The sequence below is a fragment of the Coleofasciculus chthonoplastes PCC 7420 genome (genome assembly GCF_000155555.1).
Classification (GTDB): Bacteria; Cyanobacteriota; Cyanobacteriia; order Cyanobacteriales; family Coleofasciculaceae; genus Coleofasciculus; species Coleofasciculus chthonoplastes_A.
On sequence record NZ_DS989843.1, the window covers coordinates 394,825 to 410,254 of the forward strand.

At 46.0% G+C, this 15,430-nt stretch carries 13 protein-coding genes; 8 read left to right on the plus strand and 5 right to left on the minus strand.

The window, feature by feature from the left end; translation table 11 throughout:
• Window positions 1-243 precede the first annotated feature (243 nt).
• Entirely contained in the window at window positions 244-1,239 is a 996-nt protein-coding gene (locus MC7420_RS05500) for a pentapeptide repeat-containing protein (RefSeq protein ID WP_006098923.1), read from the minus strand.
• A 117-nt stretch (window positions 1,240-1,356) separates the two neighbouring features.
• Window positions 1,357-2,478 carry a site-2 protease family protein gene (locus MC7420_RS05505; protein WP_006099005.1) on the minus strand — a complete coding sequence of 374 codons (1,122 nt, stop codon included), beginning with the start codon at window positions 2,476-2,478 and terminating at the stop codon, window positions 1,357-1,359.
• 268 nt (window positions 2,479-2,746) lie between these two features.
• Here MC7420_RS05505 and MC7420_RS05510 point away from each other — a divergent pair, with 268 nt between their 5' ends.
• Window positions 2,747-3,250 (plus strand): 2TM domain-containing protein, encoded by a 504-nt coding sequence (locus MC7420_RS05510; protein WP_006099016.1) that lies wholly within the window; start codon window positions 2,747-2,749, stop codon window positions 3,248-3,250.
• 193 nt (window positions 3,251-3,443) lie between these two features.
• On the opposite strand, the gene MC7420_RS05515 is transcribed toward MC7420_RS05510, so the two are convergent.
• Together MC7420_RS05515 and MC7420_RS05520 are read right to left on the minus strand one after the other, a co-directional pair.
• Window positions 3,444-4,343 (minus strand): precorrin-6A/cobalt-precorrin-6A reductase, encoded by a 900-nt coding sequence (locus MC7420_RS05515; RefSeq protein WP_006099118.1) that lies wholly within the window; start codon window positions 4,341-4,343, stop codon window positions 3,444-3,446.
• A 3-nt stretch (window positions 4,344-4,346) separates the two neighbouring features.
• Entirely contained in the window at window positions 4,347-4,541 is a 195-nt protein-coding gene (locus MC7420_RS05520) for a hypothetical protein (RefSeq protein WP_006098881.1), read from the minus strand.
• A gap of 392 nt (window positions 4,542-4,933) precedes the next feature.
• Between MC7420_RS05520 and MC7420_RS05525 the strand changes: the two genes are divergently transcribed.
• The 4 genes from MC7420_RS05525 (at window position 4,934) to MC7420_RS05540 (ending at window position 9,389) form a co-directional block, all read left to right on the plus strand.
• Window positions 4,934-7,474 (plus strand): mannose-1-phosphate guanyltransferase, encoded by a 2,541-nt coding sequence (locus tag MC7420_RS05525; RefSeq protein ID WP_006098803.1) that lies wholly within the window; start codon window positions 4,934-4,936, stop codon window positions 7,472-7,474.
• 319 nt (window positions 7,475-7,793) lie between these two features.
• Entirely contained in the window at window positions 7,794-8,360 is a 567-nt protein-coding gene (locus MC7420_RS05530) for a single-stranded DNA-binding protein (RefSeq protein ID WP_006098844.1), read from the plus strand.
• 284 nt (window positions 8,361-8,644) lie between these two features.
• Window positions 8,645-8,848 carry a hypothetical protein gene (locus MC7420_RS05535; protein WP_006098999.1) on the plus strand — a complete coding sequence of 68 codons (204 nt, stop codon included), beginning with the start codon at window positions 8,645-8,647 and terminating at the stop codon, window positions 8,846-8,848.
• A 145-nt stretch (window positions 8,849-8,993) separates the two neighbouring features.
• Window positions 8,994-9,389 (plus strand): hypothetical protein, encoded by a 396-nt coding sequence (locus MC7420_RS05540; protein WP_044205201.1) that lies wholly within the window; start codon window positions 8,994-8,996, stop codon window positions 9,387-9,389.
• A gap of 70 nt (window positions 9,390-9,459) precedes the next feature.
• Here the strand turns inward: MC7420_RS05540 and MC7420_RS05545 are convergent, their stop codons facing one another.
• Window positions 9,460-9,654 carry a hypothetical protein gene (locus MC7420_RS05545; protein ID WP_006098826.1) on the minus strand — a complete coding sequence of 65 codons (195 nt, stop codon included), beginning with the start codon at window positions 9,652-9,654 and terminating at the stop codon, window positions 9,460-9,462.
• A 605-nt stretch (window positions 9,655-10,259) separates the two neighbouring features.
• Between MC7420_RS05545 and MC7420_RS05550 the strand changes: the two genes are divergently transcribed.
• The 3 genes from MC7420_RS05550 to MC7420_RS05560 all read left to right on the plus strand — a co-directional run bounded on the left by MC7420_RS05550 (window position 10,260) and on the right by MC7420_RS05560 (window position 15,268).
• Window positions 10,260-10,634, plus strand: coding sequence for an STAS domain-containing protein (locus tag MC7420_RS05550; protein WP_006098962.1), 375 nt, complete (start codon window positions 10,260-10,262; stop codon window positions 10,632-10,634).
• A gap of 257 nt (window positions 10,635-10,891) precedes the next feature.
• Window positions 10,892-13,564 (plus strand): TIGR03960 family B12-binding radical SAM protein, encoded by a 2,673-nt coding sequence (locus MC7420_RS05555; protein ID WP_006098932.1) that lies wholly within the window; start codon window positions 10,892-10,894, stop codon window positions 13,562-13,564.
• Window positions 13,565-13,996: 432 nt separating this feature from the next.
• The gene (locus MC7420_RS05560; RefSeq protein WP_006098874.1) at window positions 13,997-15,268 is read left to right on the plus strand and encodes a SufS family cysteine desulfurase; all 1,272 of its coding nucleotides are present in this window, start codon (window positions 13,997-13,999) and stop codon (window positions 15,266-15,268) included.
• Window positions 15,269-15,430 lie beyond the last annotated feature (162 nt).

Consider the following 15,430-nt stretch of genomic DNA (forward strand, 5'->3'; position numbering starts at 1 on the left):
AGTGATAAAGGTCGAGTTTATGATGACTAAATAAACTCCTACACTGCCCTTTCCAGCACCCCGCTAAAATTTCCTTTAAATGCACCCTGTTTAAATCCTTCTTTTAGCCTCTCGATGATACAAAATATAGCAACCGCCATGGCTGTTAGGACACATCATTTATGTTCCAGACGCGCCATGGCGCGTCTCTACAATGGTGCCGAACGTCCTAATCGATGTGTCTATTGCTATATTTTCGTTTTTTTAAAATTTAGTGGGCTGGAGATTGACGCCATCAAGATAAGCATGGCTGATATCAACTTGACTCAGATTAGCGTCACTCAGATTAACATCACTCAGATTAGCATCACTCAAATCTGCCCCCCTCAAATCTGCCCCGCTTAAGTTAGCACCACTTAAATTAGCATCGGTAAAATCAGTATTTCTCAGATTAGCCCCACTCAAATCAGCATTACTTAAATCCGCATTATTGAAGTCAGCATAACTCAGATTAGCCCCACTCAGATCAGCGTCACTTAGGATAGTATCCATCAAATCGGCTTGACTCAGATCCGTTCTACTCAAGTTAGCATGACTTAAATCCGCCCGACTCAAGTCCGCCCCCTTTAAATTAGCACCAATAAGATTAGCATTGCTCAGGTTAGCATCAATCAGATCCGCACCTTTCAGGTTAACTTCACTCAGATCCGCATGACTCAGATCGGTGGCAATCAAGCAAGCACCAGAGAGTTTCGCAGCATTCAGTTTCGCTTTATGAAGTTTCGCTTTATCCAGGTGACTGTTACTCAGATCAGCGGTAATTAAATTGACTTCTTGTAAGTTAGCTTCATAGAGAAACGCTTTCGGTAAGTTGATACGTTGTAAATTTGTTCCCGGAATATTGAGTCCTCTCAAACTCACACCATCTTCATTCAAATCTTGCAGGGCTTGAACCCGGGCATAGCTAGTTTGTCGTCCATGGGCAGCGTCTATTGTGCGCCAAGCTTGGTAATAGAATTGTTTCTTTCGATTCGGCGTTTCTTTTAAAAATAAAACAACCGCCGCAAAAATACTGATAGCTTCAACATTGTTCAGAATTTTAGAGAGTTGAGAGTTCTCATCCGTAATCAGGATCACGCCGATAACCAGAACAGTCGCTCCGACAACAACTGACCAAGTGGGTAACTTCCAGAAATAAGCGACGAAATGAACTGAAAATTTTCGTACCCAAAAGATTAATCGCTTAAGTTTTGTCTTCACTGAATCACTATTTAACCTCCTAATACATCTTTTATAGGATGCCCATCTATTATAAATCCCCCGAACTTTATTCGAGGGATTAGGCTTAAGTCTTTAATTTCAGTGACGCCAATAGGTTTAAGCGGGATTGGTTTGAGTTCGCTTCTCTAGGAGACTAACAATTGATGCCTTTTCCAACAGCCCAACCAGGACTCCATTTTCGCGCACCACAGGCAATTGAGTAAATTTGCCTTGTTCCAGCAGCGTAATCACTTCTAACAGAGACTGATCAGATTTGACGATCGCATCCAAATCCACAGGCTGGATCAGTTCACTGACTGGAGTCGTTGTCCAGTTTGAGGTGGGGATAGTTTTGAGATCATCAACCGCGATCGCACCGATCAATTGTCCTTGTTCATCAGTCACCAAGAACTTGCGCCATTCTTTTTTACCGATAATGTAGTTGTTGGCAAAGTCCCGCAGCGACAGATCAGCCGAGATAATTGGACTCTCTGGAATTACCGCATCTTCAGCTTTCAGATCCTGGAGTTTTTCTTGCAGGGTGGCTGATTGCGCCGACATACCCGCATTTTGCAGCAGGAATACCCCAATTAATAGCGTCCAGATACTACCAAAATTACTCAGTCCCAAGACAGAAAGGATACCGATGCTGATTCCCATCCATCCGACAACCTGACCAACCCGGCTGGCAAAAACAACACCTCGATAGGGATTCCCGGTGATTTTCCAAACCACGGACTTGAGGATATTGCCACCATCTAACGGTAAGCCAGGAATCAGGTTGAACAGGGCTAAAACTAAATTGATCGAAGCCAGTAAACTGAGAATGGCTGCCAAGGGACCAGAGACGCCGCTGCTCACGCCGATACCCGTAAATAGGGCAAAAAGGGCTAAACTAACTAAAGGACCCGCGATCGCCACCCAGAATGCGTCGGCTGGCGTTTGAGATTCCTTCTCCAAGCTGGCTAGACCCCCAAAGAGAAACAGGGTAATCGATTTCACCTCAATGCCCTGGCGAATGGCGACTAAACTATGCCCCAATTCATGGGCTAAAACCGAAGCAAATAGCAACAGCGCCCCCACGAATCCCAGCACCCAGGGTAAAATACCCGTCAATCCGGCAAACCCGCCGAGATACCCGCCAAACTCAAAGGTGACCAAAGCTAGAACTAAAAACCAGGAGGGATTTACATAAAAGGGAATCCCCAATAAATTACCAACCCGAATACTACCGTTCATACGAATTACCTCAAATCTACTGTCAAAGAAAACGTTTTTATAGTTGTTATAGTGTCCTCCTTGGGGTCTGAATCTATCGTAACGAAATGTAAAACTTCCGTTCCACTATTATTTTTCGTAAAATCCGACCCTAGGGGTTCGGTTGTGAACATCAGCAGGTCTGTGCTGTCTGTCTAGGTGTCGTTGATAATAATAGAGGAAGGACAACCTCACTGTGCCACTATTTGTTGTTTTCATCTTCAGCCCACTCATCCTCTTAATTTAGGTCATGTCTGTTTCTGAATCCACTACTATCCAGTCTTATCACCAAGAAGAACTCCAGCAAATCCTGAATCTCGCGATCGTCCGTCAAGCCAATGGCGGTGAGTTTTCCCGGACGCAGCTTGTGGAAATTGCGGCTGAATTGGGAATCTCGCCAGCGAACCTCCAACTAGCGGAACAGGAATGGCGGCTTCAGCAACAACAGCAGCACAAGCGCCAGGAGTTTGAACAGTATCGGCGCAGCCAACTTAAGCAGCGGTTGGGCAAATATATTATCGTTAATGGCTTTTTGGTTGTAATTAATCTGCTCAGTGCGGGTCAGCTTTCCTGGGCATTGTATATTCTCTTGTTTTGGGGAGCAGGATTGGGTTTGAAGACGTGGAATACTTATCAACTTCAAGGAGACGCTTATGAAAAAGCGTTTCAAAAGTGGTATCGCCAGCAACAGTTTAATCAGTTGACTCAATCCATTTTTACCCGGCTGAACAATTGGATTAAGGCAACAGGGTGATAGGGGGCACCACTGAGGTCAACATCACGGTCATTTCTGTTTCTGAACATAGTAATATCCAATTGTAAGGATTCAGGTCTATGTTTGGCTCATATAGCAGTAGACACATCGATTAGGACTTTCGGCACCATTGTAGAGACGTTGCATGCAACGTCTCTACATAAATGATGTGTCCTAACAGCTATGGCGGTTGCTATAAATATCTCTGGCAAAACTCCAACGCTACAGCGACATCACTGGTTTGCTGTGGATACGTTACCACCGGACGATCAATGACAATTAATGGAATTCCCAACTGCGCCGCTACTTGTCGCTTCGTCGCCTCTCCCCCAGCTACCCCAGACGCCTTAGTCACTACCCGTGAAATATCCCAGTGACGCCAGAGTGCCATTTCCAATTCAAAAGGTACAGGGGGGCGTAGTGCAATAATGCGATCGCGACTAAATCCGGCTGCGATAGCCGCCTCTAGAGACGTAACGGCGGGAAGAATCCGAGCAAATAAAGTCGATCGCGCTTGCCAGTCTTGAAATAAGGATAAAACTTTATAACCAACGGTTAACAGTACCCGTTGCTGGTTCAAATAATCACCAGTCACCAACGTTTCAAAGCTGTCTAAGGTAATTACAGAGGGTTCATTCTGCGTCTGTAGGGGCGGGTTTAGGGAATTGGGTTTCGCTGTTGATGATAACCTTTGTTCAAAACCCGCCTTGACTGTAGAGACGCGCCATGGCGCGTCTCTACACCTGTCCCCATCTCCCTCGTTTCCCTTAACCAGAGGACGTTCAAAACGCAGGTAGGGAATTTGGTAACGTTGTGCAGTCGCGATCGCAATTCGGGAAATTTCTACTGCATACGGATGAGATGCATCAAGTATGGCTGTAATCTGCTGCTGTTGACAAAGCTGCTCAATCTGCTTCCCATTCAAGCGCCCCACTTGTATCTGTAAGCTGGGTGTTTGAGGATAAAGTGACTTGGCGGCGGCTGTTGTCACCGTAACCAGACAAAGTAAATTGAGAGACGCGATCGCCTCGGCTAACTGTACACTCTCACTGGTTCCACCAATCAGCCACAGACGCCTTTGACTCGCAGGCATTACCTACCGACCTTTCAGCGCTCTGTTAAAGTTTTTCCGATAAGACTTATTAGCCACAATCAAAGCGGGCCACAACAGAGACAAATAAATCCGGTTAGGTAAGCTACGAGAGAAGTTTGTCCGATTGAACCCCGTCCAGAACTTCCAAGCGCCGTAGCCATAAATCCCTAACATCAGAAGCAAAACTAATACTTTCATCCAAATTAACCCCCAAGAAACCGAATCAAAGACTGTTTTACACCGACTATCCAGCTTCAGCCCAGCCAAAGCGAGCCTGCTAATTCACTCATTTTAGACCAACTCCCCCAAAACGTCTCAGGTGCCCTTTGGAGGAATACAAATCATTGAATCAACTGTGATATCTAGCTTTCCGCTTTTGGGCGGCACTATTTCAGTCCTAAGTAGAATTGATCCCGGATACAAGTCAAAGTAGCATATAGGTTCAGTTCCAGTCTATTTATCCATCTATGTGTCAGTTGTAGCGTGACCTTGCTAGCTCAGCTTTTCTCATCAGGAACGGTTGAACGAGACAATAAGTAGAAAACTATACGGTTCCAACACCGTGAAGCCAAAAATTTTTAGGAGGACTTATGCGAGCAGTGCTGATGGCAGGCGGTTCGGGAACACGTCTGAGACCACTAACCTGTGATCTGCCCAAACCCATGGTGCCGGTACTCAATCGACCGATCGCCGAACACATTATCAACCTACTCAAACGCCATAACATTACCGAAGTCATTGCTACACTTTACTACCTCCCCGATGTGATGCGGGATTATTTCCAAGATGGCAGTGACTTTGGCGTGCAAATGACGTATGCGGTCGAAGAAGAGCAGCCCCTCGGTACTGCCGGTTGCGTAAAAAATATTGCCGAACTACTCGATGATACCTTCATTGTGATCAGTGGTGACAGCATCACCGACTTCGATTTGCAAGCCGCCATTGAATTCCACAAAAGTCGTAAGTCGAAAGCCACCATTGTTCTCTACCGCGTCCCCAATCCTGTGGAATTTGGGGTGGTAATTACCGATGAACAAATGCGGATTCGCCGCTTTTTAGAAAAACCCTCAACCAGTGAGATTTTCTCAGATACGGTAAATACAGGCACTTACATCTTAGAACCCTCTGTCCTAGATTACCTGCCCGAAAACACAGAATCTGACTTTTCTAAAGACCTGTTTCCCCTACTTTTAGACAAAGGGGAACCTATGTATGGCTTTGTCGCGGATGGATATTGGTGTGATGTGGGACACCTGGATGCTTACCGCGAATCCCATTACGATGCCTTAGATAGAAAAGTAGAGATTGACTTTGCCTACGAAGAACAGAGATCAGGACTATGGGTGGGACAAAATACCTCGATTGATCCTACGGCTAAAATCGAAACCCCAGCCCTAATTGGCAGTAATTGTCGCATTGGTCCAGGGGTGAATATTGAAGCCGGAACCGTCATTGGGGATAATGTCACCGTTGGGGCTTACGCTGACCTGAAGCGTCCGATTCTCTGGAATGGTTCAATTATTGGTGATGAAGTCCATCTGCGGGCTTGTGTCATTTCCCGAGGAACCCGGGTAGATCGTCGCGCCCATGTCTTAGAAGGTGCGGTTGTCGGTTCTCTGTCAACTGTGGGAGAAGAAGCGCAAATTAGCCCCAGTGTGCGGGTTTGGCCCAGCAAGAAAATTGAATCGGGTGCCAGGTTAAACATGAACCTGATTTGGGGGAGTACAGCGCAACGGAATCTTTTTGGTCAGCGTGGCGTTCAAGGCTTGGCGAATATCGATATTACGCCAGAGTTTGCGGTCAAATTGGGCGCGGCTTACGGATCAACCTTGAAACCGGGGTCTCAAATCACCGTCTCTCGCGATCAACGCAGTATCTCCCGCATGGTATCGCGATCGCTAATTGCGGGCTTGATGTCGGTGGGGGTTCATGTCCAGAACTTAGAAGCCACAGCCATCCCCATCGCTCGTCTGGTTGTACCCACCCTAGCCGTTACCGGAGGGATTCACGTCCGGGTACACCCCGATCGCCCCGACTATATTCTGCTCGAAATTTTTGATTCCCACGGCATCAATATCTCTAAGGCGAAGGAGAAGAAAATTGAAGGGGCTTACTTTAAAGAGGACTTGCGCCGATCCCCGATTCCAGACATCGGCAATGTCAACTACCCCAGCCAGTTACTCGATCTCTATAGTGTCGGCTTTGAGCGGCATTTAAATGTGCAAGCGATTCGCAATAGTGGCGCGAAATTAGTGATTGACTATGCTTATGCAGTTTCTGGGGCAGTTCTCCCCGTCTTGTTGGCGAAATTTGGCTGTGATGCGGTTGTCCTAAATGCCAGCTTAAATCAAATGTCCCTATCTGCCGATGAACGAGAAGGATTGCTCACCCAACTCGGTCAAGTGGTGGAAGCCTTAAAAGCCAATTTTGGCGTGCAGGTGTCCGCGAATGGGGAACAATTGATCTTGGTGGATGAATCCGGAATGCCTGTACGTGGGGAAACCCTAACCGCGCTGATGGTTAGCGTGATGCTGACGGCTAATCCGCGCAGTAGCGTAGTAGTTCCGGTACATACCTCCAGTGCTGTGGAACAAATCGCTCGTCGTCATGATGGTCGAGTGATTCGTACTAAAGCGAATCCAGGGGCGTTGATGGAAGCCTCTCAAACTAATCCTAATGTGGTGTTGGGTGGTTCTGAGGAAATGGGCTTTATTTTCCCGCAACTCCATCCCGGATTTGATGCCATGTTCTGCATCGCCAAGTTAATTGAGATGCTAACCATTCAAGAGCGATCCTTAGGTCAGATCAAGAGCGAATTGCCTCGGGTGTGCCATAAAACCTATACTATGCGTTGTCCTTGGACGGTGAAAGGCGCATTAATGCGCCACTTAGTCGAAACCCACGCCAATGAGGATTTAGAACTCATCGATGGGGTCAAGATAGTGGATCGGCACACAGACAGTTGGGTGTTGATTTTGCCCGATGCTGGAGAACCGCTAGTCCATGTCTTTGCCAACAGCGATGACCGGAATTGGGTTGATGAAAATCTGAGAAAATATCGCACGTATGTGCAAGAGTTCATCGAACAAGAGCAAGGGTTAGAACTGCCCAAAGCTGAATCGACTGTCTAAGAGGTGTAGAGACGTAGCCTGCTACGTCTCTACCGTCAGGGCGGGTTTCGTACTTTCTGTCTACTCCCTCCTGACAATATAGTACTTTTGTTCTAAATTAAAGAAGGAAGCCGTTGAGTTATAGCAACGGACTCCTTTTTCGTTGGTCAACATAAGTCTGCCTAGGTAAGGAGTCAATAGCTCCTATCAGAGTGATGATAGAATGGGCGAATATGGTTTTTTAAACGACCAATTGTCCCAAACATAAGCGCGACTCAACTAGCAGTCATGGTCAATCAGTGACTAGACCAATTACCCAAAGCGCCAGGAGATATTAACGATGAATAGCTGCGTCTTGATGGCACAAATTGTTCAAGATCCAGAACTGCGTTACACCTCAGATAATCAAACCCCGATTGCCCAAATGCTGGTGCAGTTTCCCAGTGTGCGTTCTGATGATCCACCTTCAACACTTAAAGTAGTCGGTTGGGGCAATTTGGCTCAAGAAATCAAGGAAAACTATGGGGTTGGTGATCTTGTAGTCCTGGAAGGGCGTCTGAGTATGAATACGATTGAGCGCCCCGAAGGATTTAAAGAAAAACGGGCTGAATTAACTACTTATCGAGTTCATAAACTGGGTGCAGATACGGACATGGGGCTACAAACGGCTACCGTTTCCCCAACGATGCAGGCGACAACAATCCCATCATCACCCAAGAAATCAGAGAATGTGGTTCCCATGCGATCGCGTCCCGCCCCTCCAACCCCGACACCTGTATCTGCACCCAGAGATCAGGACTATGATTATTCATCGCCGATTGAGCCGCCGACTTATGAACCGACTACAGTGCCAAACGTTCCCCCGGTTCCTGATACCCAGAAAGATTTAGATGATATTCCGTTTTAAAGATAATTGGCACACCTTTAGCGTCTTTCACCCCCCTACTGATCGACTGCAATAAGCCGCAACTTGGTAAGATATTTAACTGCCAATGTTGCGGTACTGATGATCGAATCTGGCAAAATTTGCTATAATTTCCAAAACTAATCTGAATGATTAGTTTTAATAATAGTGTTGGTTAATTTGTCAGATAGGATAGAATTGTGTTTCAAGTTCTCTACCCCCTCATTCAGGCGATTCAGCCTTTACTCATACCCTTGTGCTTTTGTCTAGCGTGGACAATAGTAATCATGAGCCTAGTAACAGTCGGGTTGGCGATTAAAGACGGTGTGGCAAATGCTAAGCGTATGCATCAAATCCCTTGTAGCCACTGTCAATTTTTTACCAACGATTATCGTCTCAAATGTACCATTCATCCGTCTGTTGCCAATTCGGAACAAGCGATTAATTGTCGAGACTATTGTGCAGCTAATCAGAGTATAACGCTGAATTAGCCCAAGGTTGTGGACGTGCCTATAATAAAATAATTCTAAAATGCTGTAATCCTTGTTAGTATTGGATTACGGCAAATACTTAAGGTTATCCCCTCAGATTGAGATTCAACCGAGGGGTGGTTTTTATGAAAAATATTGTGACAAAATGAGCATTATTCACACTCACCAGATCGTTTGTTTAGAATACGCAACACGCCACTTATACGCTGAAGTGATTGAAGTCGTTGAATGGCGGCAGATTTGCTGGTTGCGCCCTTTGATGCTAGCTGTAACCCCAAGTGAGAATGAAGATATAACCTCGGTTCTGCCTCAATCTCTCAGATTGTATGATTTGCGTCAAGGACCTGACATACTTTGGCCCACAAAGTTTTTACGACTGGTTTGGGATACGGAGGTCATTCCTCTATTAGCACAACTGGAAGACTTACATTGCCACCCAAAAGATAATTCTGATACTCGCCATCAACTTGCTGATTTCATTGCTGAAGTTTGGCAAACCTATCCTCAGGAGTTTGAGTCATCCATGAAATCAACTCTATAGGGTAATCTAAAACTGGCTTTTGGCACTTACAAAAATTTCCCGTCTAGCTGGTGATAATTAACGTAACGCTCTAAACACTAGGAACTAAGCGGATTCTGCCCGCATCCATCTCAGCCATTAATAATTCAAGGGCTTCGTAATCAGCATCGGAAATATATCCTAGGCGAGTTAATTCGTAGTTAATTTCATTCTCTATATCAGGAGTTAGTTGCCTGATATAAAGCGCTCTTTCGACTAAATGGCGGATAACGTAGGTGGTTTTCACTCTCTTATTACACAGAATTCCATACTAGATCAATTCTCTGAGGAATTGCTAGGCGAGAGCGTGATTCTAATCTTTTTTTTTGGTGATCTATATCACTGTTATTTGGCAAGAAGTCGTATAATGAATTGATTCGATAACTAAGCCAACAGTTTGCTTAAGCCGCTGAAAAAGGAGCAATTATAACAGTTTATAGCAGATCAGTCCTTCTTGGGTAATCGATTAGCGTATTTGATTATACGAAAAATTGTTAAGAAGGTAAAATAAATGCTAAAACATGATTCATTTTATTCTCTACCTGAAGGAAGATGCCACAGATAGGCTATTAATTATAGATATAAAGCAACTGGTATTAAGGATCAACATTTCGTGCAGCAGGAATTGTGGGATATGACTTTGGGCTAAGTGTTCATTATTCAGTATATTAGGCGACAAAACTTAATCTTTTTTTACGGAACACTAAAAACCGAAAGAAGGAAAATCCCCGACGAAGGAAACCTTAACCCGTTGTTAATGAACACTTGTAGCAGATTGGAGAATTGACGCGCTATCTTTAGGTGGATTCTCTAATCCAATGTCTTAACCTATACAACTCTGAGGAGTGAGCTATGGCAATCGCAACTTTAAACTCCAAATTATCAATCGTTAGACCAACGGGTCAGGTTAATGCCTCTAATGCGGTTGAATTGGATCGGCAACTGAAATCAGCTATTTTGTCGGAACGCTATTCGACGGTGCTGGTGGATATGCAGCAGGTAGAAACCCTTGACAGTGCTGGCTTGGGTGTATTGGTATCAGCATTGCGTTTAGCGCAACAGCGAAACCAGCGCTTTAGCCTTTGCAGTGTGGGGGATTCGGTTCGGATGATTTTTGAGCTAACTCAACTGGATCAAGCTATGGAAATCTTTGAAAGCTATGATGCGTTCTTGGCAACCTTGGCAGCTCAAGAAGACAGCCCAAGACGGACAATGGCGTATGCTTAATCCTTTGGCATTAGCTAGCTCAAACGCTCAGTAGTGTTCCCTGATTAACTCTGTCAAGCAGATGTCCCTGATATCGAGAAACTAGAACAATATCATAAAGTAGGTGAATTGTACACTCCCTGAGCGAATTCATTTTTTCTTTTGGGAGACAGTTACAGGACTATTGTCTAGTGACTATTGGGCATTATTGCTAGTCTTCTGTAAGATGGATGAGTTGTAAGGGTTAACCGCACTCGATTCAGAGGGGCAAGGTTGTCATGACGATCGCACCAGAGAAACTACTGACCAAAGACATCATCAAACCAGCCCGCTACCTGGGAAACGAGTTAGGCGCTGTTCATAAACCCTGGGACACGGCTAAGGTGCGCTGGGTATTAACCTACCCAGAAGTCTATGAAGTGGGTGCATCTAATTTAGGACATATTATTCTCTACAACATCCTAAACACTCAACCTCGACAACTTTGCGATCGCGCTTACTTACCTGCGCCGGATTTAGCCGCGAAATTGCGGGACACTCAGACACCTTTGTTTACAGTCGAAAATCGGCGATCGCTCACGGATTTTGATATCCTGGGATTCAGCCTCAGCTACGAACTTGGGGCGACAAATATCCTAGAAATGCTCTCCTTAGCCCAAATTCCTCTCACTTGGCAAGAACGGGCAAATCACAGCATTACAGAAATTCCCCTCATTTTTGCTGGCGGACAAACCGCGACATCCAACCCAGAACCCTACGCCGACTTTTTAGACGTTGTGGCGCTAGGGGATGGGGAAGAATTACTCCCCGAAATTGGTTTAGTTATTGAAGAAGGCAAAGCCGCCGGATTAACTCGCACTGAATTACTCTTAGACTTGGCGCAGATTCCGGGGGTTTATGTGCCACAATTCTACGACATGGCAGAGGATGGTTCAGTTCATCCCAATCGCCCCGATGTGCCAGCGCGGATTTTGCGGCGAGTCGCTACACCAATACCAGAATATTCTATTGGACTCGTTCCCTATATCGAAACCGTTCATGATCGGCTGACGATTGAAGTTCGGCGTGGCTGCACCAGAGGATGCCGTTTTTGTCAACCGGGAATGCTAACCCGCCCCGCCAGAGATGTGGAACCCGAGAAAGTCGTGGATGCGATCGCAAAGGGAATGGGGGCGACGGGATATAATGAGTTTTCCCTGCTTTCCCTTTCCTGTTCCGATTACCTGTCCCTACCCGCCGTGGGATTGGAAGTAAAGAATCGTCTCAAAAATGAGAACATTTCCCTGTCTCTCCCCAGCCAACGGGTGGATCGGTTTGATGAGAATATTGCCAATATTATCGGTGGTACACGCAAAAGTGGGTTAACCTTCGCCCCAGAAGCCGGCACCCAGCGGATGCGGGATATTGTGAATAAGGGATTGACGAACGAAGAATTGCTGCGGGGTGTGAAGACAGCGTTTGAGCAAGGGTGGGATAAAGTTAAACTCTACTTTATGATTGGCTTGCCCGGTGAAACCGATGCCGATGTGATCGGGATTGCTGAAACCGTGAGGTGGTTGCAGCAAGAATGTCGGGCATCAGGGCGTAAGCGGTTTGGCTTTAATATCACGATTTCTAACTTTACTCCCAAGCCACATACACCATTTCAGTGGCATTCGGTGTCTACGTCTGAGTTTATCCGTAAACAGGAATTATTACGCGATGCTTTTCGTCGGATTAAGGGTGTTAAGGTGAACTACACCGACGTGCGAATTTCGGCAATGGAAGACTTTGTGGGGCGCGGTGACAGACGCTTAGGGGCGGTGGTGCGTCGCGCCTGGGAATTGGGTGCGGGAATGGATGCCTGGTGGGAAAGTTTAGATAAAGCGTTTGCCGCTTGGGAAGGTGCGATCGCCGAATCTGATCTTACCTGGAAATATCGCCAAATCGAAAACGGCGAATGGAATGTGTTTGATGGTGCAACCCTCTCGCACTCAGACGGGGCGGGTTTAGTTGCATCTGGGTATAAAGCAAAGGATAGTTGTGAAACCCGCCCCTACACCCTTTCCCCCTTACCCTGGGATCATTTGGATACCGGGATTGATAAAAACTGGCTAATCGAAGACTTACAACGCGCCTTAGATGCGGCAACTGTACCGGATTGTGCCTTTGAGGGTTGTTCTCACTGTGGGATCTGTGGCACGGATTTCGGTCATAATATTGTCTTTGAACCGCCGCAAATTCCCGAATTTACAGGTCATTTTAAGCCAAATCAACACAAAGCGCAGCGGTTGCGGGTGTGGTACGGTAAGGTGGGCGAAATGACATTAGTCAGTCATTTGGATTTAGTCCGGTTATTTGACCGCGCCGTGAGACGGGCATCGTTACCGATTACCTTTACTGGCGGATATCATCCTGGACCTCGGATTATGATCGCGAATGCGTTGTCATTAGGGATGTCGAGTAGTGGCGAGATAGCCGACTTTGAGTTAACCGAGTCGATGGATGTGGCGGAGTTTCAGCAACGGCTTGCGGATCAGCTTCCGTCAGATATCCCAGTTTATCAGGTTGAAGAAGCGGATTTAAAAGTGCCAGCGACAACCCGACTCTTAGAGAAAGCGGAGTATCGGCTTGAGGTGGTAAGCGAAGCGGGATCAGCATCGCCGCAACAGTGGCAAGATTGGGTTAATCAGGTAAATCAGGCTGAGGCGATTTGGCTAGAGAAGCGCACCAAGTCGGGGAAGAAGAAGTCGGTGAATTTGCGCGATCGCTTATTTGAGTTAGAACTGATAGAGGTGAAAACAGACACCCCATCTCAATCGGCTGTGCTACGGTATGTTGGCAGTTGTCGGAATGATGGCACGCTGTTACGACCTGAAGATATCATTTATATGGTAGAGCAGGTAGGGCAACAGGAATTTCAGTTATTGCACAGTCATCGACAACGGCTCATTTTAGGTGAGGCGATTTAACCTAGGATTAATAGCACTGACTTAAAGCCCCGACACCCGCCCGGAGTTCAAACTCCGGGCTAAAAGCTCAAGTCCACTAAAGTGGACTAAAACTTTTAATCCGAATGGTAAGCTGTTCGGCATTTAAACCTTAATGTCAATAATGGCGAAAGCCTTGTAGTGCGTTTAGCGAAGCCATGCCGCAGGCTTTGCATCTTGCTCGCTACTAATACCCAATTTAAATGCATGACAGCTTACTAACTTAAAGCTGATAGATATTCGGCATTTAGATTGGCATACCTCAGAAGGCAACGGGCAAAAGGAAACAGGGAATATTGGCTATTTTTCTGAGAAAATGATACTTAATTTATCATTTTCTCCCTTGGATTTCATGCCGATAAAGATGAAAATTGATCTAGAACAATATACAGACAATTTTCAATCTGGATTCCTATGATACTTACAACAGAACAACACCTTGCCGCCAAAGTTCGGGCTGACTTCCCGATTTTGCAAGATAAAATAAACGGTAAACCTTTAGTTTACCTGGATAATGCCTCAACCTCCCAAAAACCTTTACAAGTTCTTAAGACTTGGCAGAACTACTATGAGCATACTAACGCCAACGCTCACCGAGGCATTCATACCCTGAGTTCCAAAGCCACCGAAGCCTACGAAAACGCACGGCAGAAAATTGCTACATTTGTTAATGCCACATCTGCCCAAGAAATCATCTATACGCGCAATGCTACAGAAGGAATTAATTTAGTCGCCTCCACTTGGGGAGGGAAAAACTTACAGCCTGGGGATGAAATCATTCTCTCAGTCATGGAACACCACAGCAATCTGATCCCGTGGCAACAGATTGCCCAACGCACAGGTGCTGTGTTAAGATTTGTCGAATTAACCGACACTCAAGAATTTAACGTAGACCAGTTTAAAACTCTACTCTCCAATCGCACGAAACTGGTATCCATTGTTCATGTATCTAACACGTTAGGCTGTATTAACCCAATCCAAGACATTACCGCACTAGCGCATCACTATGGCGCAAAAGTATTAATTGATGCTTGTCAAAGTACACCCCACCTAAAACTTGACGTACAAGCGATTGATTGCGATTGGTTAGCAGCATCGGGACACAAAATGTGCGCTCCCACAGGGATTGGTTTCCTGTATGGGAAATTAGACGTTCTCAAAGAAATGCCGCCATTTTTAGGGGGCGGGAAGATGATAGCTGAGGTTTTTCTGGATCATGCCACCTATGCCGATATTCCCTACCGTTTTGAAGCCGGAACTCCCGCCACGGGGGAAGCGATCGCACTGGGTGCAGCCGTGGATTACCTCACCGCTATTGGTATGGACAAAATCCAGGCGTATGAACATGAACTGACTGCCTATTTGTTTGAGCAATTAAACACGATTCCCAGTATCACAATTTATGGTTCTAAACCCAACGCTGACGGCAGTGGTAGAGCGGCGTTAGCCTCATTTACCTGCGGAACAATTAACCCTTATCAGTTAGCTCAAGTTTTGGATCAGGCGGGTATTGCGATTCGAGCGGGTCAATATTGTACCCAACCCTTGCATCGGATTCTCGGTGTTCCTTGCACGGCTCGCGTGAGTCCCTATTTCTACAACACCCGCGAGGAGATTGATACATTTATCAGTGCTTTTAAAGAGGCGATTCCCTTTGTAATAGCGCTCCAATGTCAGGCAAGATAAAGAATAAATCATCGGGTTATCGCCATTTGTCCCAATTGCAGCCGTTCTGAATAATTGAGGATTTTTTCCCCACGTTGCCCTGTTCCCTGTGGGGATTAACTAATGTCCTAACGTATCCTCGTCGTGCTATAACAACAAAGATTCTGGAGTTCGGCTCAGGGA